The organism is Mycobacterium sp. IDUB_37 (genome assembly GCF_055419245.1).
Genome location: NZ_JBVAXG010000010.1, coordinates 128,197 through 148,468 on the forward strand (window position 1 = coordinate 128,197; position 20,272 = coordinate 148,468).

Annotated in this window: 11 protein-coding genes; 3 read left to right on the forward strand and 8 right to left on the reverse strand. The window is 67.9% G+C overall.

The genetic code is table 11. The features are described 5' to 3' along the window. Nucleotide 1 precedes the first annotated feature (1 nt). The gene (locus ACZY1I_RS26725; RefSeq protein ID WP_463759907.1) at nt 2-1,576 is read left to right on the forward strand and encodes an acyl-CoA carboxylase subunit beta; all 1,575 of its coding nucleotides are present in this window, start codon (nt 2-4) and stop codon (nt 1,574-1,576) included. Between the two features lie 3 nt (nt 1,577-1,579). On the opposite strand, the gene ACZY1I_RS26730 is transcribed toward ACZY1I_RS26725, so the two are convergent. From ACZY1I_RS26730 to ACZY1I_RS26750, 5 genes are all read right to left on the reverse strand, one after another. Continuing rightward, complete coding sequence (locus tag ACZY1I_RS26730) at nt 1,580-4,513, reverse strand: PE family protein (protein ID WP_463759573.1); 2,934 nt, start codon at nt 4,511-4,513, stop codon at nt 1,580-1,582. A gap of 162 nt (nt 4,514-4,675) precedes the next feature. Beyond that, the gene (locus ACZY1I_RS26735; RefSeq protein WP_463759576.1) at nt 4,676-5,020 is read right to left on the reverse strand and encodes a hypothetical protein; all 345 of its coding nucleotides are present in this window, start codon (nt 5,018-5,020) and stop codon (nt 4,676-4,678) included. Next, nucleotides 5,017-6,801 carry an acyl-CoA dehydrogenase family protein gene (locus ACZY1I_RS26740; protein WP_463759578.1) on the reverse strand — a complete coding sequence of 595 codons (1,785 nt, stop codon included), beginning with the start codon at nt 6,799-6,801 and terminating at the stop codon, nt 5,017-5,019. The genes ACZY1I_RS26735 and ACZY1I_RS26740 overlap by 4 nt, the downstream gene beginning before the upstream one ends. A gap of 12 nt (nt 6,802-6,813) precedes the next feature. Continuing rightward, a complete protein-coding gene (locus ACZY1I_RS26745) occupies nt 6,814-7,311 on the reverse strand; it encodes a hypothetical protein (RefSeq protein WP_463759580.1) in 498 nt (165 codons plus the stop codon). 192 nt (nt 7,312-7,503) lie between these two features. Beyond that, the gene (locus ACZY1I_RS26750; RefSeq protein WP_463759582.1) at nt 7,504-8,388 is read right to left on the reverse strand and encodes an SGNH/GDSL hydrolase family protein; all 885 of its coding nucleotides are present in this window, start codon (nt 8,386-8,388) and stop codon (nt 7,504-7,506) included. Between the two features lie 89 nt (nt 8,389-8,477). Here ACZY1I_RS26750 and ACZY1I_RS26755 point away from each other — a divergent pair, with 89 nt between their 5' ends. Next, nucleotides 8,478-9,959: an arylsulfotransferase family protein gene (locus ACZY1I_RS26755; protein ID WP_463759585.1), complete on the forward strand. Its 1,482-nt coding sequence runs from the start codon at nt 8,478-8,480 to the stop codon at nt 9,957-9,959. Nucleotides 9,960-9,980: 21 nt separating this feature from the next. Here the strand turns inward: ACZY1I_RS26755 and embB are convergent, their stop codons facing one another. After that, nucleotides 9,981-13,220, reverse strand: coding sequence for an arabinosyltransferase EmbB (embB, locus tag ACZY1I_RS26760; RefSeq protein WP_463759589.1), 3,240 nt, complete (start codon nt 13,218-13,220; stop codon nt 9,981-9,983). Then, nucleotides 13,217-16,567 carry an arabinosyltransferase domain-containing protein gene (locus ACZY1I_RS26765; protein ID WP_463759591.1) on the reverse strand — a complete coding sequence of 1,117 codons (3,351 nt, stop codon included), beginning with the start codon at nt 16,565-16,567 and terminating at the stop codon, nt 13,217-13,219. The genes embB and ACZY1I_RS26765 overlap by 4 nt, the downstream gene beginning before the upstream one ends. A 246-nt stretch (nt 16,568-16,813) precedes the next feature. On the opposite strand from ACZY1I_RS26765, the gene ACZY1I_RS26770 reads away from it, so the two are divergent. Continuing rightward, nucleotides 16,814-17,947 carry a BTAD domain-containing putative transcriptional regulator gene (locus ACZY1I_RS26770; protein ID WP_463759597.1) on the forward strand — a complete coding sequence of 378 codons (1,134 nt, stop codon included), beginning with the start codon at nt 16,814-16,816 and terminating at the stop codon, nt 17,945-17,947. A 14-nt stretch (nt 17,948-17,961) separates the two neighbouring features. Here the strand turns inward: ACZY1I_RS26770 and ACZY1I_RS26775 are convergent, their stop codons facing one another. Beyond that, nucleotides 17,962-20,124 carry a PE family protein gene (locus ACZY1I_RS26775; RefSeq protein WP_463759600.1) on the reverse strand — a complete coding sequence of 721 codons (2,163 nt, stop codon included), beginning with the start codon at nt 20,122-20,124 and terminating at the stop codon, nt 17,962-17,964. Between the last annotated feature and the right edge of the window lie 148 nt (nt 20,125-20,272).

The window sequence follows — 20,272 nt, forward strand, 5'->3', positions numbered from 1 at the left end:
TATCGTTCCAGACCCAGCTCCCGTAGTAGTGCATTCCACCGCCGAGAAGCTGGCCGAGCTGCGGGCTCGTCTGGAACAGGCCAAAGAACCCGGCGGCGAGAAGGCCGCCGCCAAGCGCGACAAGAAGGGCATCCCGAGCGCCCGCGCCCGCGTCCATGCGCTGGTCGATCCCGGGACTTTCTTTGAGATCGGGGCGCTGTGCAAGACCCCGGGTGACCCCAACGCGCTTTATGGCGACGGCGTTGTCACCGGGCACGCACTGATCGACGGCCGACCGGTCGGGGTGTTCTCGCACGACCAGACGGTGTTCCAGGGCACGGTCGGCGAGATGTTCGGCCGTAAGGTCGCCCGGCTGATGGAGTGGTGCGCGATGGTCGGCTGCCCGATCGTCGGTATCCAGGACTCCGGTGGAGCCCGCATTCAGGACGCGGTCACCTCGCTGGCCTGGTACGCGGAGTTGGGCTCGCGCCACGAAGCTTTGTCCGGAGTGGTGCCGCAGATCTCCCTGATCTTCGGCAAGTGTGCCGGGGGAGCGGTTTATTCGCCTATCCAGGACGACCTACTCGTCTCGGTGCGTGACCAGGGCTACTTCTTCGTCACCGGTCCTGACATCATCCGTGAAGTCACCGGCGAGGACGTCACTCTTGACGAACTCGGCGGCTCCGATGCGCAGGCCAGTTACGGCAACATCCACCAAGTGGTGAATTCCGAAGCCGAAGCGTTCCAGTACGTGCGCGAGTTCCTGTCGTTCCTGCCGTCCAACTGCTTCGGCACGCCGCCCGTCATCAATCCCGGAATGGAAACCCAGGTCACGCCGACCGACCTGGAACTGGACTCGATCGTGCCGGACTCCGACAATGCTGCCTACGACATGCACGAGATCCTGCTGCGCATCTTTGACGACGGCGACTTCCTCGACGTCGCGGCGCAGCACGGGCCCGCGATCATCACGGGGTATGCCCGGATCGACGGGCGCCCGGTGGGCGTGATCGCGAACCAGCCGATGTACATGTCCGGGGCGATCGACAACGAAGCCTCCGACAAGGCGGCGCGGTTCATCAGGTTCTGCGATTCGTTCCAGATTCCGCTGGTGTTCGTGGTGGACACGCCCGGCTTTCTGCCGGGGGCCGAGGAAGAGAAGCGCGGCATCATCAAGCGCGGCGGCCGGTTTCTCTACTCCGTGGTCGAGGCGGACGTGCCGAAGGTGACAATCACGATCCGCAAGTCATACGGCGGTGCCTACGCGGTGATGGGCTCCAAGCAGCTGACCGCCGACTTCAACTTCGCCTGGCCCACCGCCCGTATCGCGGTGATCGGCGCCGAGGGGGCCGCGCAGTTGCTGATGAAGCGCTTCCCGGACCCGACCACGCCCGAAGCGCAGCAGATCAAGAAAGACTTCATCGAGGGCTACAACCTCAACATGGCGATCCCGTGGACGGCCGCCGAACGCGGCTTCATCGACGCGGTCATCGACCCACACAGCACCCGGCTGCTGTTACGCAGGTCGATGCACCTGTTGCGGGACAAGCAGAACTGGACGCGGTTGGCGCGCAAGCACGGCCTGATCCCCGTTTAGAAGCTAGCTCCCGCCACTGACGGTGGCGCCCGTGGCGCCGGTGGCGCCCGGCGTACCGCCCGCACCCGGTAGGCCGCCTGCCCCGCCCTTGCCGCCGACCACGGTGTCCAAGCCCGTCGCCGACTTGGCGACGCCGCCCGCACCGCCGGTGCCGCCGTTGCTGCCCGAATTCAGGCCATTGCCGCCTGCGCCACCCTCGCCTCCGGTGGCGGTAATTCCACCCTTACCGAAAGCGGAGCCCAGGCCGCCCACTCCACCGGTGCCTCCACCAGCCCCGCCATTGCCTCCGACACCACCGGCGCCGCCGGTCGAGTTTCCGGTTCCCGGAGTGTCGGCGCCGCCGCCGGCACCGCCGGTCCCTCCGAAACCGGTAATCCCGAGGCCGCCCGCGCCGCCTTTGCCGCCGGTCATGGCGTCGCTGTTGAACGCATTCAGAAATACGAAGCCGTTCCCGCCCAGCCCACCGGTGCCGCCGTTCAACTGACCAGTCCCGCCGGCGCCTCCATTACCGGCTGAGACCGATGCATTGACGTAGGTAAAGGCGGTTCCGCCGATCCCCCCGTTGCCGCCATTGCCGCTGCTGCCAGTGCCGCCGACACCTCCATCGGTAGCGACGGCAGCAGCTGCAGCTGCGCCGTTTTGAACACTTGCGCGACCGCCTGTCCCGCCTGTCCCACCAGTGGTGCCGTTGCCGCCGACTCCCGCCTTGCCACCGGTCGCGGTCGCCGTCGACGTAGCGTTGCTGATTGTCGCCTCACCGCCGGTTCCGCCGTTTCCTCCTTTGGCGGTCATGCCGCCGCTAGTGCCGTCCGCACCCGTCCCGCCAGTGGCGTTTCCGGTGCCCGCGTTGATGGCACCGCCACCATTACCACCGCTTCCGCTGGTGCCGGTGCCGCCTACGCCGCCCTTGCCGCCACTCGCGCCGACGACATCAACCGTCCCGTTCGGGTTGAAGATTCCAGCAACCCCGGCATTGCCACCGTTGCCGCCGTTCACCGAACCGGCGCCGCCGTTGCCACCCGTGCCGGCTGCGACGGGCCCTAACCCGGCCGACCCTAGGACGCCCTTGGACGTGGCTTGCCCAGCATTTCCACCATTGCCGCCGTTTCCGCCGTTCGTGCCTGATCCGCCGGCCCCGCCATTTCCGCCGGTGGTGATTGCCGTAGAAGTGGCGTTGGTGATGCTGGCATTGCCGCCGTTCCCGCCGGCTCCGCCAGTGGCGGTGGCGACGCTGGCGCCTGTCCCGCCGGCTCCTCCGGTGGCCGCTCCGGTGCCGTTCGCCGTTGCAGTGCCGCCGTTTCCGCCGGCCCCACCATTACCTGAGCTCACGCCGATGCCCGCTGCGCCGGTGCCGCCAATAGCGGCACCGGCGCCGTCCGCCACTGCGTTTCCGCCGCTTCCGCTCGCCCCGGCCCCGGTAGTCCCGACCCCACCGCTGCCACCGAGGCCCCCGAGAGCGTTACCCGCACCGGTGCTGTGCGCGCTGCCGCCGCCGCCGCCGCTGCCCCCGGTGCCTGCGCTGCCGACTCCGCCCTTGCCACCGACTCCACCGACGGCGTCTCCGGGACTGGTGCTGTAGCCGCCGGCGCCCCCTGTGCCGCCGGCACCACCGTTGGCACCCGTACCGCCGTTCCCGCCGACACCGCCGTTGACACCGGTGCCGCCGTTGCCGCCGCTGCCGCCGTTACCCAGGCCGCCGGCGGTGCCGCCGATACCGGTGAGGCCACCCACACCGGCCGCGCCGCCGACTCCGCCAGCGCCGCCATCGCCATAAACCGGGCCCGCATCGACGCCGTTGCCGCCCTGGCCGCCGGTGCCGCCGGTCCCGCCCACGCCGCCGTTGCCGCTGAACCCGCCGTTGCCAACACCGCCGGCACCACCGGTGCCGCCGGCGCCTCCGTTACCGGCCTGGCCGCCCGCGCCGGCGCCGGGGCCGCTATCGACTGCTCCGTTCCCGCCCTGGCCACCCGCGCCGCCTACGCCGCCGGCGCCGCCGGCGCCGCCGACGCCCTGCGCCCCGGCCACACCCTGGAACATGCCGGCCTTGCCACCGGGGCCGCCAACGCCGCCCTGGCCGCCGGTGCCGCCGGTGCCGCCATCAGTGCCGGTACCGCCCATACCGTTGTTCGTGCCCGCCAGCCCTGCTGCACCGACGGCGCCGGCACCCCCGGCGCCCCCGGCGCCGCCAAAACCGCCCGGACCGCCGACGCCGCCGTTGCCGAAGAAGAACCCGCCGTTGCCGCCGGCCCCACCGTTGCCCCCCGCCAAGCCGGTTCCGCCCATGGCGCCTGCGCCGCCGACTGAGCCCGCGACACCCGAGCCACCCGAGCCGCCATTGCCGCCGTTACCGAACAAGCCGGCATCGCCACCGCGGCCGCCCGCTTGCCCGACCGCTCCCGAGCCGCCGTTTCCGCCGTTGCCCCACAAAATCCCGCCTGCTTGACCAGCGGCGCCGGTGCCCGCTGCGCCGGCCTTGCCGTCGCCGATCAGTGGACGCCCGATCAATGTCTGCGTCGGTAAATTGATGATGTAGAGGGCTAAGCGTTCCGTCAGCTGAATTGGCAGGTTGAACAAATCCAACGCGAACCCGACCGGCTGTCGCAGTGGCGCCGGCACGAAGTTGTTGAGGAACAGCAGCTCCAGTTGCACGACAACATCGATGGCATCGGCCGACGGATAGGCAACGCTGGAACCCAGCATGGTCGCGACGAAATTGGCGTTGTATGCCGCCGCCTGCTTCTGCAGCGCTTGAAATTCCTGGCCGTGGGTGGCGAACAGCGATGAGATCGCGGCTGACACTTCATCGCCGGCGGCGGCGGCCAATGAGGTGGTTGGGCCCGCAGCCATGGCACTGGCCGTCTGCAGCGACGAACCCACGTTTTGTACTGCCGAAGCCGCGTCCGTAAGTAGCTCCGGCGTGACGGTGACGTAGGACATCGCGGCCTCCCCCTAGCGCGCCGACCGACGAATAGCCTCGGCAGACGAAAAGTGATCGGTCGGCTGGCGCTCGCGCGGCGCTCGGCGGCCGTGGCGCCAGAGTCTACGGCATCCGCCGACTTCTATTTCGCATTCTGTATGAGTGCGACGGAGTGACAGCTACTACGCAGGTTCGACCAAGGTAAGCGTCGGTCCGTACACGTCGTAGGCGAAGCGGACCAGCGTCCCCTGATCGCGGGCCGTCTGCAAAATCCCAAGCCACGCAGCAAAATTCGGGTTGTTGCGGTTCAGGACATAGATGGCGGCGTGGCGGCCGAACAACACTTTCACCGGAGCGTCGGTTCCGCCGATCATGAGTTCGTGGACGGTGTCCTGTTCGATCACCGGTCCGGCAGAGGTGCCGGTCGTTGCTGAGGTTTGGCCGGCGCTGATCGCCTCACCTGGCACTCCGCATCCCGCCACGACCAGCGTCGCCGCTGCGGCTACCGCACAGCCGAACTTTCTCATAGCCGCAGTGCTCCGTCGGCCAGTTCCTCGAAGCGGTCCAGCGCCTCGTCGGTGTCGGCATCGATGCCGCGAAGCGGTCCGCGGTCGGCCAGATAGCGCTGCGCATAAAGCCTGGCCACGAGTGCCTTGCGATCGTTGCCGCGGGCTTCCTGCTCCCACGCCGCCTGCTCGGTGAGCAACGCCCCGGCATAGACGTCACCCATGAACTGGGCGAGGGGGAAGAGGCGGGCCTCGGCCGCCCCTCGGTTCACCTGGTCCAGCTTGGACCACGCGGTGACCGCCTCGTCGAGATCCTCGATCCGGTCGGCGACCAGTCGGGTGGTCTCGTCGTCCGCAGAGACCGACACCGCGTCCCGCAACCGAGCCAGCAGCGCTTCGTGGGCCTGGGTCTGCTCGATGCCGCGCCGTACGTCCAGGCACAGAATGTTGTCCGGGCCCTCCCAGATCGTGTTGACCTGCCCATCCCGCAAAAGCCTTGCTACCGGCCAGGTTTCGATATAGCCGTTACCGCCGTGGATCTCGATCGCATCGGAGGCCGCGGTGATCCCCAACCTGCAGACCTTCAGCTTGGTGACCGGCACCGCGATGCGCTGGCGCACCCGTCGTGGTTGCCGGTGGTTGGCGGCTCCGGTGCCGTCGAACACCAGCGCCAGCGCGGCTTCGACGTCGACGATCATTTCCGCGAGCTTGCGGCGCATCAGGGGCTTGTCGATCAACGCCCCGCCGAACGCCCGCCGCTGCCTCGCGTAGCACAGCGACTCGACCAACGCTCGGCGCGCATTGGCCAGCCCGAACAAGGCAATGCCCAGTCGCGCGGCGTTGGTCAGCTCCATCATGCGTCCGAGGCCCTTCCCATCGGACGCGCCGGTGCTTTCACTGGGCTCGCCAGACAGCAGGAATGCCTCGGCATCGACGAACTCCACCTCGCCCGAAGCGACCGACCGGGTACCGAGTTTGTCCTTGAGGCGCCGGACCCGGACCCCGTTGCGGGATCCGTCCCGGCGGGTGCGCAACACCAGGAAATTAGCGACGCCGCGGCTTGAATCGGGTGCGCCCTCTGGTTTGGCCAGGACAACGAACGCCTCGCCCGCGCAATTGGAGGCGAACCATTTGAAGCCGTTCAGCAGCCACGAGTCGCCGTCGCGGCGGGCCGTCGTCTCCAGCGCGCCCAGATCTGAGCCGCCGGTTCGTTCGGTCAGCAACTGGGCCGTTTCGCCCGCCCACTCGCCGGACTCGAACTTGGCCAGCACATGGTCGCGCACGTCAGCCGGTGCGTACGCGGCGACCAGTGACTGGACCATGCCGCCACCGGTGCCCAGCGCACAGCCCATGCCGATATCGGCCTGATTGAGCAGATAGTTGGACGTGAACATCGCCAGGGACGAGCGGAAGCCCGCATCCCGCGCGGCCTGCCGCAACGCCTGCTGCGAGTCCAGGACCGCACGTTTGGCCGCCGTGAACGATGCCGGCATGACGACACGGCTGACGTCATGCCCCCATCGGTCGTAGCGCTCGAGCCGCGGTGGGTTGCGGTCGGTCTCTTCAGCCCACCTCGCCACCGGTCCGCCCATCAGGTCGCCCATGCCGGTCAGATGGGGCTCCACCACCGCCAGGTCTTCGGGCCTGAAGTAGTAAGCCATGGTGGACTGCAAGGTGGGATCCGTGCGGTACCAGTTGAGACCCACGGCGCCGCCGTAGTTTTCGGTGCGGTAGCGCTCCGACTTTTCCGGCGTCGAGAACGGCAACCGGTCGACGGCCTCCGAGTCGTAGTCACCATTCATATAGCGACGGTATTACAGCGGCGCCTGATATTCGGTGGTGTATTGCTCAGCCGGAGCCCAGTTGTGTTCGGCCGGTATCGAGACGACGACCCATGCGCTGGTCGCACCTCCCCGAATGGGAGCGGTGATGGTGAGCGACGCCAGGCCGGTGCCGTCAAGGTCGACGCCGGTATACGCGGTTCCCGGGTCACCCGGGCCGCAGGGCGCCGAGGACGGCCGAGGCCCTTCGATCAATCCGACGTTGTAATGCTCGCCGGGACGGCTGGGTATGCCCAGCTTTATGTCGGCGACCACCGTCGAACCGGAGGTGTGAAAGGCCGCCGTGCCATGCCCCTCCGATACATGGGGCACCTGGATAGCCGTCTGGACTCGGCTGAAGTCGCAATTCCGCGGGGCTGAACTGATAGGTATCGGACCGGATGCGGCGGCATTCGTCGCCAGCGCCACCCCCGAAGCGGCCAACAGTGTTATTGCCGCAGCGGATATCCCCACCTGATTCAGCTGACGCATATTGTCCACCATTTCGTCGCACGGGTATGTGGCGAATCTAGATATTGACTCGAATTTGCGCAAGCAAACTTAGTGTTCGAAATCAGTTTCGCGCGATGTGCTCGATTGGCGTTGATTTAGCAGTGCGGCGTTGGTATTCGACGTCAGTGCAACATTTTTCGATGTTGCCGGCTTGCGGCGCTGAGCCGGCAGTCAACGGTTCTCGGACAGAATGAGATAGTCCGTCAGCGCATTGCCCACCGCGGCGGCCCCCGACGCGGTCGGGTGTAGCGGTACACCTGCGCCTTTGGTGACATAGCCCTCGACGTACCGCTCGGCGGGTGGCGCGCACATATCGTGGTCCGCGGACAGCGGGCGGGTGTCGAAGAATTCGATCCCCTTCTCGCTCGCCAACTGCCGCTGCCGGTCGTCGAGTTCGTCGACTTTGGCCTGTAGGTAGTTCGCGTCGCCCGGCAGGACGGGTTGGCTGGGAAAACAGCCACCGGGCCGAATGAAGGTCCCGTAGCCCACCACGACGATCCGCGCGCGCGGCGCATTCGTTTTCAGCTGATCGATCATCGCCGCCCATACCGGTACCTGCGCGGCGATGGCCTCGGAAATGCGGTCGACGTTTTCGACGACGAACTTCGTGACACACGGCTTCGGCTCCGCGTCCCTGGCCACACACGACTCCGCGTCGCCCGCCAGTCCGACGTCGTTGGCGCCGACGGTCAGCGTGATCAGGTCCGTCGGCGGGCCGATCATGTCGCTCTGACGGGGAATCAGCGCCAGGTCGGTCTGCTGCTCTCGATTGACGACGTCGTCGGATGTTGCTCCGCTACAGGTCGCGTCGTGGAACGCGGAAGCATGGAGGCGGTGCGCCAGCAAGGACGGATAGTTGTTGGTCGATTTGTGACACGCTCGGGGGGCCGCCGTCTCCGGCACTCCTGGCGCGGCTGCGAACGAGTCGCCCATGGCGACGTAATTGGGCCGTGCGGCCGAACCCGGGCCGACCGGGGGTGCATCGGCGCAGCCGCCGCAGGCGATCAGCCAGGCGCAGCCCACCAGCAGAGCGATGCCAAGGCGTGCCGACCGCATGCAACCAAGTGTTCCATCCCTGTTCGACCGCTGGCCTGGTGTAATGAACCTGCCACACTGCGCAGAAGTGAAGTCCTCGAAGGAGATTGATGTCCGGCGGGATATCGCGGCGTCATCTGGGTGTCGCGACGGGTGCGATGCTGGCGGCCGGGGTCGCGGCTTGCGGATCTCGCGATGACGAACCTGCGGAGCTCTCCCGAACGTCACCCCCGCCCGGGCCCGGCGCGGCAGTCTCGGCGCAGTCGTTGGGCTACACCGTCAACGTCAACAAGGCCGGTGCCCCGGGCTACGTCTTCATGGTCTCCGGCAGCACGGCGGCAAACCCCGGCAGTGCTACGCGGCCGGCGGCGCTGATCATCGCCGACAAGACCGGCAAGCTGGTGTGGCAACGCGAACTGCCGCCCGGCGTGACCGCCGGCAACCTCCGGGTGCAGAGCTACCAAGGCAAACCGGTGCTGACCTGGTGGCAAGGTCTCAAACAGAGCAGTCACGGACTCGGGTTCAGCTACATCGCCGACCAGCACTACAACGTGATCACCACCTTGACTCCCGAAGGTGACTTGTCGGCGGACATCCACGAGTTCCGGTTGACCCCAGAGGGACATGCCTTGATCACCTCATACCAGGAGGTGACCGCCGACCTCAGCGGCGTGGGCGGGCCCAAGGACGGTGCGATCTACAACTGCCTGGCCACGGTGATCGATGTGGCGACGAAGAAGACGGTATTTCGGTGGGACGCGCTGAGCCACATTTCGGTCGCTGATTCGCCGGCCAAGTACAGCGCCGGTCAGGTCTTGGACCCGTACCACATGAACTCGATCTCGTTGGATCCCTCGGGCAACCTTTTGATCAGCATGAGGGCACTGTCCACGGTGTTCAATATCGACCCGCGGACCGGCGCCATCAACTGGCAACTCGGTGGCAAGCACTCGACGTTCGCGCTGGGCGACGGCGTCGAGTTCGCGTATCAACACGACGCGGAGATGCCCGACCCGAATACCCTGACGCTGTTCGACAACCATTTCGAAGGCAGCGCCGGGCAGACCCGCGGGGGATCGGTGCCGACCGCGCTGAAGTGGATCCGTCTCGACCAGGCCGCCCGCACGGCCACTCTGATCCGGGCCCAGACCCACCCCGGCAACCTCAGCACCGGTGCCATGGGCAACCTGCAGCAACTGGCCGGTGGCAACACGTTCTCCGGGTGGGGTACCGCGCTGCACATCGCGGAGTTCAACCCGGCCGGCGACATGGTTTTCGACGCAAGCCTCACCGGTGGCACCTACCGGGCATTCCTCGACGAGTGGTCCGGTGATCCCGTCGAACCGCCGCGTTTGGTCTTCGCCGGAAACACCGTGCATGCCGTCTGGAACGGTGCCACCGCGGTCGTCCGCTGGCGACTGTTACACGGGCCGCAGAGCACCTCGATGACGCCGCTGGTCACCGTTGACTGGGCAGGCTACGACACCGCAATCCCGGTCGACCCGCACGCCGGCGGCTACTACCAGCTTCAGGCGCTGGACGCCGGCGGCGCCGTGATCAACCGGACGCCGCCGCTGCCGCCGCCGCGCTGAACGTACCGGCGGCCCAAGAGCCTACGGCTTGATCCGGATCTTGCCCGGTGACCAGAGTCCGCTGCGGGTGGCCTCGCCGAGGTCCAGACGTGCGGGCGGCGCATCGACGAGCGTGTCGAACTTGCGCAGTGATCCCCAGTCACGGGCCCAGTCCCGAGATAGGTAGGTGGCCATCACGTGGGCCCGCAGCAGCAGGTCGGTGATGCCCAGCAAGCCGCCGTTGGTGCCGTCTTCCCAGGTGTCGGTGTCCAGCTTCTTCGCGTTGTAGTCCGGGGTGATCCGGAACCGCGGAATCTCGGTGACTCCGTTGGTGTGCAGCATCGGCTGCTGGCAGGGGAAGGCCAGCCCGACTGCCCAGTCCAGCAGCACCGGCTGGGTCGAACCGACGTACTCCTGCAATGACCGCAGTTCCGGCACCCGTGGCGGGGTGATCGCGACCCAGTCCTCCGGAGTCAGCGACAGGTCCTCGGCCACCACCCGCACGGCGACAGTGTCAGCGGGCATCTTGTCGCGGGCGAAGCGCAGGTTGCGCCATGCTTTGGGCTGCTCGCCGTAAAGGTCGTCGGGCACCAGACGCCCCGCCGGGACCAGCGGGCCGACACCGGGCCTGGCGTACTCGAGCACCACGGTCTGCCCAGTCGTGTAGTGGTGCAGCACGCTGTTTCCGGTGATCTTGCCGGCCGCGGTGATCACTATTAGCGGATGCCCGGCCAAATAATCCCCATCGGGTTTGGGCAGCGTGTACCACGCCGACGTCAGCCTGCTCTCCTGCTGTGCACCGCTGGTGAAGGTCCCGGCCAGCGGTACCCGGCCGGGATCGAGCTGGTACGGCAGCGGCACCGTCGACCCGTTGATGCCCGGGTTCTTCAGCTTCGTGGGTGCGTCCCAGTCGTAATCGGTGCCCGGTTGGTTGGGCTTCATCACCATCGCCTCGGCGACGGTGTGTTCCGGCACGCCGTTCGGCGAGAAGCCGACGGGAGCGGTCCCACCGAGGGGGCCGAGCGGGCCGTAATCGCCTGGCAGCGGTGTCATGAACCCGGCATTGGTGTCGGGTTCGACCAGCACGTCGTCGGCCAGACCGCAGCCGCCGGCGAAGGCCCGCAGATTGGACCAGCCGTTGGAATAGGTCGGGTACTGCCGCACAATCCCGATCCCCATCGAGGCGACGAAAACCAGCGCCATGAAGCCGGCCGCGAGCGACACCGGGGCCGCTGTCAAGCCGCGGGCTACCCTGCCGTCGCCGCTGGTGCGCGGCGCGAAATGCAGCCAGGCCGCGTACACCGCGGCGAGCACGAACAAAGCGAAAAAGACTGTGCTGACACTGATTCCGGCGATCTTCGGCATGGTGCTGTTGAACGGCACCCCGTAGCTGGACACATACCACCAACCATTCGTGGTGGCGAAACACAGGGCCACCACGAAGAACACCGCAGCCAGGAACGCCATCCGGTTACGCGACCAGCGCAACACCGCCGGCGACACCAGCACCGTCGTCAATGCGGCCATCGCGGCCCCCACCGCGGCGAACAGACCGAAGTGGTGCACCCACTTGGTTGGGGCGAACATCAGGAAGAACATGGTGCCGAAGATGACGCCCATCAGCCGCCAAGCCGGCCCCCGCGCCACCCCGGAAACCCGCTTGCGCCGCAACATGATGAAAACCGCGGTGAACAGGCACAACGCCGCGATCAGGAATCCGAACCGGCGCGACAGCGAACCGTCGACAGTGGGCAGGAACAGGTAGTAGTAGCGCAGGTTCTCGGTGTACCAGGCCTGGCTGGGCCCGATCGCGCTGCGCACCCTGGTCGCTTCCATCACCGTCGACAACGTCTGGTCGGCGAACACCACGGTCAGGATGATGGTGCCGGCCGCCAGCATCGGGGCGAGCAGCGGCAGCAGGCCACCGACCATGCGTCGGCGCTTGGCCAGGATTCGCAGGATCGGACGGCCACCGGCCACCAGTGCGGCCACCGCGATCAGGCCGGTGGGCTGCACGCCCAAGGTGAACGCGGCCGCGATGATCGCCAGCGCCGCCGGCGTCAACCGGCTGTATCGCATCGAACGCTCGATCAGAACGTAGGTGACCAGCGAGCCGAGCGCGATGATGCCTTCCGGACGAAGACCGTTGTTGAACGGCATCCATGCCGTCAGCAGCACCATGGCCGCCGCCCAGTTGGCGGGCTTGCTGGCTGCCACCGCCGGCCCCAACCGGGGCAGCACTTCGCGCGAGAGCAGCAGCCAGCAGACCAGCCCGGCGAACAGGTCGGGCAGCCGGATCCAGATGCTCGAATCGCTGACGTGCGTCATCAGCGCGAGCAGGTTGTAGTACCAGCCGAAGGGGTCCTCGGGGCTGCCGAACCAGCGGAAGTAGTTGGACATGTAACCGGCGCGGTCAGCCACCCGCGCCATGCCCAGGATGTAGCCGTCGTCCGAGGAATTGGCGCCCATCACGTGCCAGAGCACGAACGAAAAGATCATCACACCGTCGAGCAGCGTGAACTTGCGCCAGTTCTGCGGAATCCACCGCTGCATCCGGTGGCCGTCCAACTGGTCGAGGCGCCAGAGCGCGATCAGCGCGACGATGGTCGCCACGATCGCACCGATGATCGCCAGCAACTTCAGGGTGGTCGGCGTGGTGGAGAAGCGGGTGTCGACGGTGGCCGACAGGCTCAGTCCGGGCGGCGCCGGACCGGTCAGGTCGGTGAAGACCCCGACGATCTGCGGGCGCAGGTTGGGGTCCGGGAAGCCGCTGCGCAGCGGCGCGCCACCCGGATCTTTAAGGCCGACGAAGTTGGCGAACGTCCCGGCGTGCGTCGAGGTGATGTCGATGCGCTCACACTGTGGCCCGGCGACGAGGTCGCGCGGAACGGACAGGATCACCACGTTGCGGTCGGTGACGTCCACCCGTTGCGCACTGACCACGACGAACAGCGCGTTGAGGTTGGCGTCCTTGCCCTGTTTGGGTGCGGTGCCCAGCACCACCCCGCCCGTCGGGGGCATATCCCGCACAATGCCGCACGGCACCGAGGCGATGAAGTCGACGGGCGTCAGCGAGATCAGCGGCGACGTGACGCTGTTGAGCTGGCCGTTCTGCGGCCAGTTCAGCATCGCGGTGGTCTGCACCACCGGCAGCAGTGGCGTGGCGATCGACAAGATGAAGCCGACCAGGCCGGCGACAGTGGCGACCAAGCGCGTCATCCGGAGTTTTCGGCCGTCGTCATTGGCCGCGGTGGTGGTCCGCTCCTCATTCGTGACGCTCATGGGAGTGCCCTAATCGGTCCTTGCCGGCTCCAGCCGTACACAGTCATCACACCCTGTTGGACGACCGCTTCCGGCGCCTGATCGGCCGGCACCAAGCGGTAGTACTGCTCCACCGAGCCCCAGTCGCGATACCAGTCACCGCTCAGATACGTCGAGATCGTCGAGGTCCGCAGCAGTCCCTGGGTGAACATGAACGGCCCGCCGGAGTTGGCGGACTGCCAGAGGTTCGACGACACCGCGGTCTGCTTGTGATCGGGCAGGATGCGGTATCCGGGCAGTTCGGCAATGCCCAGGTGCTCGGAGAACGGCCGCTGGCAGGGGAAATTGGCTGCGGTCGCGACGTCCATCAGCACCGGGGTCTGCGATCCGATCAGTTGTTGTAGCGATTGCAGCTCCGGCACCCGCGGCGGCGTGAACGCGAACCACTGCTCGGAACTCAGGTTCGGGTCGTAGGCGACGATGCGTGCGACGTTCGCTTCGGGCGGGGCCCAATAGAAGGGGAACCGCAGATTGCGCCACGCCGGCTGCGGGCCGAGGTCGATCGGGAAGATCTCACCGAGTGGCGCGACGCTGCCGTCGGGCTTGGACACGCCCCACTGGAGTTTCAGCGACTGGCCGTACATGAAGTCGCCGTCCTCTTTGTAGGACCAGATGGCGCCGGCGGCCGAAACCACCACGATCGGGCGATCCGGCCGGCGCGGCGGCAACTGATACCAGGCCGACGTAGCGCGGGCCGCGAGCGTGTTCTCGCCGTAGCTGCCCATCACCGGGGTGCGGGCGGGGTCCAGGCCGAACGGCAGAAACGCGTGCGATCCGTTGACGCCGGCCGGGCCCTTGCCGCCGGCGGTACCCGCGGAGTCGGTGATAGCGGCGTTGGGCTTGTTGGGGGAAGCGTCGGAATTGACGACCCCCGGCTTGCTCACCACCGGGTCGGACTGCAGGTTGTCGCCTACCCCTTCGGGTTTGAAGCCGACAGGGTTAACGCCGCCCAGCGGGCCGTCCGGTCCGAACTGCTGGCCCGGTACCGGCGCCAGCATGCCGGCGTTGGAGTCGGGCTCGGCGAGCACATCGTCGGCCATGGCGCAGCTGCTGGGGGAGAGTTCCGTACTGAGCGCGGCCAGGTTGGCCTTGGCGTTGGTGTAGAGCGGATAGCGCAACACCGCTCCCTTGGCCAACGAGCCGACTTCGCCCAGCACCATGATCACCGCGACCACCAGCAGCGGCGAGGAGGCCAGCACCCGGTTACGCCGGTTGTTCTTGACCTCGGTGTGGCCGGCTGAGACTGTCTGGAAGTCCATCCGGAAGTGGTACCAGGCGCCCAGCAGTCCGGTGAGGATCGACAAGGTGAGGAACATCGAGGTCACCGGGTGGCTGGCGACGACGGGCTGGATGTCGTACCACGGGACGCCATAGTTGCCGACGTAGAACCAGCCGTTGATGCCCGAGGTGGCCCAGGCCAGTACGAACAGCAGCGCGGTCACATACAGCGCCAGGTTGCGTCGGCTGTGCAGGCCGATCCTCGCGACAGTGAAGGCGGTGAGGCCGGCCAGCGCGCCGGCCAGCCCGGCGAAGGCGCCGAACTGGATCGCCCATTTGGTGGGGGTGCCGTGCAGCAGTAGCAGGCCGATCGCGGTGGTGCCGACCAGTCGCCAGGCGGGTCCGGTGGCCAGGCCGGGAATCCGGCCGCGACGCAGCAGCACGAACAGCATCCCGAACATGCACAACAGCAGGACCAGCACCGCGAACCGCCGGGCCATCGAGCCGTCGGCGTTGCTCTCGACGGTGAGGAAGTAGTAGCGCAAGAAGTCCTGATACCAGGCGATCGTCGGCCCGACCTTGTACTTGATACGAGCCGACTCGGCGACGGTGGCCAACGTCTGAGAGCGGAACACCACCACCGTGATCAGCGACAACGAACCGGCCAGTACCAGCAGCGGGGCCAGCAGTCCGTCGGTTGCCCGGCGCCGCCGGATCGTCTGGGCGATAGCGCGGGCGCCGGGCAGCAGCGCGGCGACGGCGATCAAGCCTTGTGGGGCCAACGTCGCGGTGAGAGCGGCGACGATGATCGCGACTGCGGCCGGAGCCAACCGTCCCAGCGCGATCGAGCGTTCGACCAGGGCCCAGGTGACCAGCACACCCAAGGTGATCAACGGTTCGGGCCGCAAGCCGTTGTTAAACGGCATCCAGGCGGCCACGAACACCGCGCCCGCGGTCCAGACCGCGACCCAGTTGGCGGCGACGCCGCTCTTGCCGGGCCCTAGCCGCCGCAGCACGAAATGACTGATGAGCAGCCAGCACGCGATGCCGGCCAGGGTGGCCGGCAACCGCATCCACACGCTGGCCGTGCTGACCGCGGCCATCTTGGACAGGACTCCGAAGTACCAGTCGAACGGCGCATCCGTGGTACCGAAGTAGCGGTAGTAGTCCGGGACGTAGCCGGCCTTCGGGGCCACCCGCGCGATGGTGAGGTTGTAACCGTCATCCGATGTGGTGGCGCCGATGACGTGCCAGAGCAGCAGCGTCCCGATGACACCGACATCGGCCAACCAGGTGCCCAGGCCGACCCGCCGAAATGTCTTGCGAGGCAGTCGCGGGCGGTAACGGGACAGCCACGCGATGGGGGAGCGCCAATTGCGCAGCGTGCCGCCGCCCCGGCTGAACCTGTCCAACGCCACCAGCGCCAGGATGGCGGCCAGTACGGCAAGTGCTCCCAGACCCATCGCGAGGCTCTTGATGGCGGTGGGCGCGATGATAAACCGGGTGTCGACGTCGACCCGGGCTGACAGTCCGGGCTGCGCGGGCACCTTCAGATCGGTGAATATCCCACCGACCTGTGGCTTCTTCTCCGGCGGCAAATTTCCGCGGGCCCCTGCCGTGCCCCCCAAGCCGACGAAATCTGCGCCCGCCCCATCGGCGTCGGCCCAGATGTGCAGCACTTTGCAGGCTTCGCTCGCGATCGCGGAGCGGGGCGCCACCGCTGCCACCGTGTCCCGGAATGCGACGACGACGGTGTCCTTGTTGGCCCGCACGAACAGCCCGTGCTTGCCGGTCTCGAAGCCGTCGGTCGGAAGAGTGGAGAGCACCAGGCCGCCGCCGGCGGGCAGGGTGGCCATGGCCGAGCAGGGGATGGAGACGTCGATGGCCCGCGGTGCCCCTGACACCAGCGCGGCCGTGATCTGGCTGACGTTCCCTTCTGCATTGGCGCCCTGCGGCCACAGGATTGCCGCCGTGGTCTGCTGCACCGGAAGCAGCGGAACCAGCAGGCACAACAGCAGACCGGCGGTGCCGGAGACGACGGCTACCAGTCGGGCGATCCGGTGAGATCGCTCATTACCGTCGGGGGACACGATGGTCGATCGTAGGCGACGCGGATAAGGGAGTTGAGGATGCGGGGCCGCCGGGTGGCCCGCGAGCGTGCACAGAATTACGGCAACACGCCGCAAATTGCGGGATTCTCTGCACCTTCGCGACGGGCTGCGGCGGCGCAGACGAAACGCTGAGCGGCCTGTTCGGTTCTCTTTCTGCGCAGCAAGTCACAATAATGAGGCTTGGGGAGCTGAGGGTGGCCGACAACCCGGGAGGGTGGCAGCGCGATGACACACACACCACTCGGGTTTGGTGTGCTGGGGCCGCTTCAAATGGTGGTCAACGATGCCGCGGTATCGGCCGGGGCCGCCAAGCAGCGGGCGGTGCTGGCCATGCTGTTGATCAACCGCAACAGGCCGGTGTCCGTCGACGCGCTGACGGACGCGGTGTGGGACGGCGATCCGGTGCCGGCGGCGCGCACCAGCATCCAGTCCCACATCTCCAACCTGCGCCGACTGCTGCGTGACGCCGGAGTCGACCCGGTCCGGGTGCTGGCCAGCGTGCCGCCGGGCTATCAGCTCAGCGTCCCCGACACCAACTACGACCTGGGACGGTTCGGCGCGGCAAAGAACGCCGGCATCCAGGCCTCCGCAGCGGGACGGTTCGACGAAGCAAGCCGGCACTTCTCGGCGGCGCTGGCGGAGTGGCGCGGACCAGTCCTCGACGACCTGCGGGACTTTGATTTCGTCCAAGCCTTCGCCACCAAGGTCGTCGAAGACAAGGTGGCGGTTCACAGCGCACGCGCCGAAGCCGAGATCAACAGCGGGCGCGCCGACGCCGTGATCGGCGAACTCGAAACGCTCGCCGCCGAGCACCCCTACCGCGAGCCGCTGTGGGCGCAGCTGATCACCGCGTACTACGTGACCGAACGCCAATCCGACGCGCTCGCCGCTTATCGGCAGCTGAAGACCGCGCTGGCCGACGGGCTCGGCATCGACCCCGGTCCCACGATCAGCGCTCTGCACGAGCGGATCCTGCGCCAAGAGCCGATCGTCACCAAGCTGGCCGCCACCAGCACCCGCAAACGAGGTAGCTTCCGCGTCGAGACGGCCGCCGTCACAACCGAGTCGGCAATCGTGGCGACGCTCCGCGACGGCGACGGGCGCGTGCACCGGCTCAATGCCACGACCACTCGCATCGGTCGGCTGCCGGACAATGACGTCGTGCTCGACGACAGCGACGTCAGCAGACATCACGCCGTGATTGCCAACACCGGTACAGGTTTCGTGATCACCGATCTCCGCTCGACCAACGGTGTGGAGGTTCAAGGCCAGCTGATCCGGGGCAGTGCCCCCCTGACCCACGGCGACCACGTTCTGATCGGCGGCCTCGGGTTCTATTTCGAGATCCGGACGTCCTGACGGGGCAGTTCGGCTCAGCCGTGCGCCCCAGCCCCGCCGAATAAGCTGCCGCCGCTCCCTCCTGCGCCACCTTGACCGCCGTCCCCATCGGGATCCCCATCTCCGCCGACGCCGCCGCTACCGCCGCTACCGCCACTGCCGATCAGGTTGCCGGCTCCGCCGCGGCCGCCACCCCCGCCGGCCCCGCCCGCTTTTCCAGTACTGCCGGTTCCACCAGCCCCGCCGCCGCCCCCGGCGCCACCGTCACCGAACAACCCACCGGTCCCGCCGGCGCCACCAGTGCCGCCGACCCCACCTTCCCCGTCCGCATTGGCGGGGAGGCCGCCGCCTACGCCACCTCGTCCCCCCACGCCACCGTTGCCGAATATTCCTCCGGCACCGCCGGCGCCACCGCCACCGCCTGCAGTGCCGGTGTTCGTGGCGGGCCCAGCCGCGGTGATACCCCCACCGCCTCCGGCGCCTCCGGCGCCCCCGCTGCCGAACATGGCGGCCGCGCCACCGACGCCTCCCTTACCAGCGAGCGCACCGGGGTCACTGATGTTGTCAGTGAGTGCAATTCCTGCTTTACCGCCGCCGCCGCCCGCACCCCCGGAACCGATCATCTGGGTGCCACCGGCGCCGCCTGCACCACCGTTGGCGCCGCTGGACTGGCCGTCGACGCCACCTTTTCCGCCCAGCCCGCCGTCGCCGCCGACGCCGACGAGTCCGCTACCTCCGGCTCCGCCCGCCCCGCCGTTGGCGCCAGGATTGCCAGCTTTGCTGTCACTTACACCACCCTCGCCGCCTTGCCCGCCGTCGCCGCTGATGCCGAATAGCTCGCTACCTCCGGCCCCGCCCGCGCCGCCGTTAGCGCCCGCACCGTCGGCAGCCACGCCTCCGTCGCCGCCTTGCCCGCCGTTGCCACCGGTGCCGAACAGCCCGCCGCCTCCGGCTCCGCCCGCGCCCGCGTTGGCGCCATTGCCTTTACTGCTCACGCCACCCGCGCCGCCTTGTCCACCATTTCCGCCAATGCCGAACAGGTGTGAGCCGCCGGCACCACCCGCGCCCCCGTTCGCGCCGCCTTCCTGACCGACACCCGCGTTCGCGCCCTCGCCCCCGGTGCCGCCATTGCCGATGAGCAAGCTCGCCCCGCCGGCCCCACCGGCGCCACCGTTGGCACCGACCGTCAAGGCGACGCCGCCGTTTCCGCCGTTTCCGCCGTTTCCGCCATTGCCGAATATCGCTCGACCGCCTTCACCGCCCGAGCCACCGTTGGCTCCGGTGTCATCGGCGACCCCGGCGTCGCCGGCCGTACCACCGTCGCCGCCGTTGCCGAAGAGTCCGGCCCTCCCTCCGGCACCGCCATTTCCGCCGCTGGCGCCTAGGTCATTGAGACCGCCGGCGCCGCCGTGTCCGCCGGCACCACCCGAGCCGGCCAACCATCCGCCGCGGCCGCCGGCGCCGCCGGCCCCGCCGTTGTTGCCACCGGTCTGAGTGACCGCGTCGGGGAGGGCGGTCCCACCGCGTCCGCCCACTCCGCCGCTACCGATCAGACCGGCGGCACCGCCTGCCCCGCCACTACCGCCGTTTAATCCGCTGACGATTGTGCTGCCACCAAACCCGCCGGCGCCGCCGTTGCCGTACAGCCACCCGCCGTGTCCGCCGGCCCCGCCCGCCGCACCGGCCCCGCCGGCGCCGCCCCAGCCCCCGTTGCCGATGAGTCCGGCCGATCCGCCGCTGCCGCCCGCCACGCCGTCAGCCGTCTGCGCAAAACCATTGCCGCCGCTGCCATACAGCAACCCACCGGCCCCACCGTTCGGGTTTGTGGCGCTGCCGTGGGCGCCGTCGCCGATCAGCGGACGCCCGAGTAAAGCCTGGACAGGTGCGTTGATCGCGCTCAGCAGGGTTTGCTGCACATTCTCGGCCTCGGCGCCGGCATACTGCGCGGCGCCCCCGGCCATGAGCTGGGCAAACTGCTGATGGAAGGACTCCATATGAGCGCTGAGAGCTTGATAGGTCTCCGCGTGGCCGCCGAACAGCGCCGCTACGGCGACCGAGACTTGGTCGGCACCTGCGGCGATCAGCGTCGTGGTCGGCGAAGCGGCGGCGGCGTTGGCCGCTGCGATGCTCGAATTGATGCTTGCCAAGTCTGCGGCCGCGGCTGACATCAGATCCGGTCCGGCAATCAAGTAGGACATTCCCCCGCCTCCTGAATGGAGACACGGTCCAGCCACTGGTTGTTAGCCCTAAAAATTGTCCCCCGCGTAAACCATATAGAGCTTGAGCAGTTGCGGGAAGATCTGGATGTCAGATTCGGCAGGGACCTTCGGGAATTGAAAGGTCTTT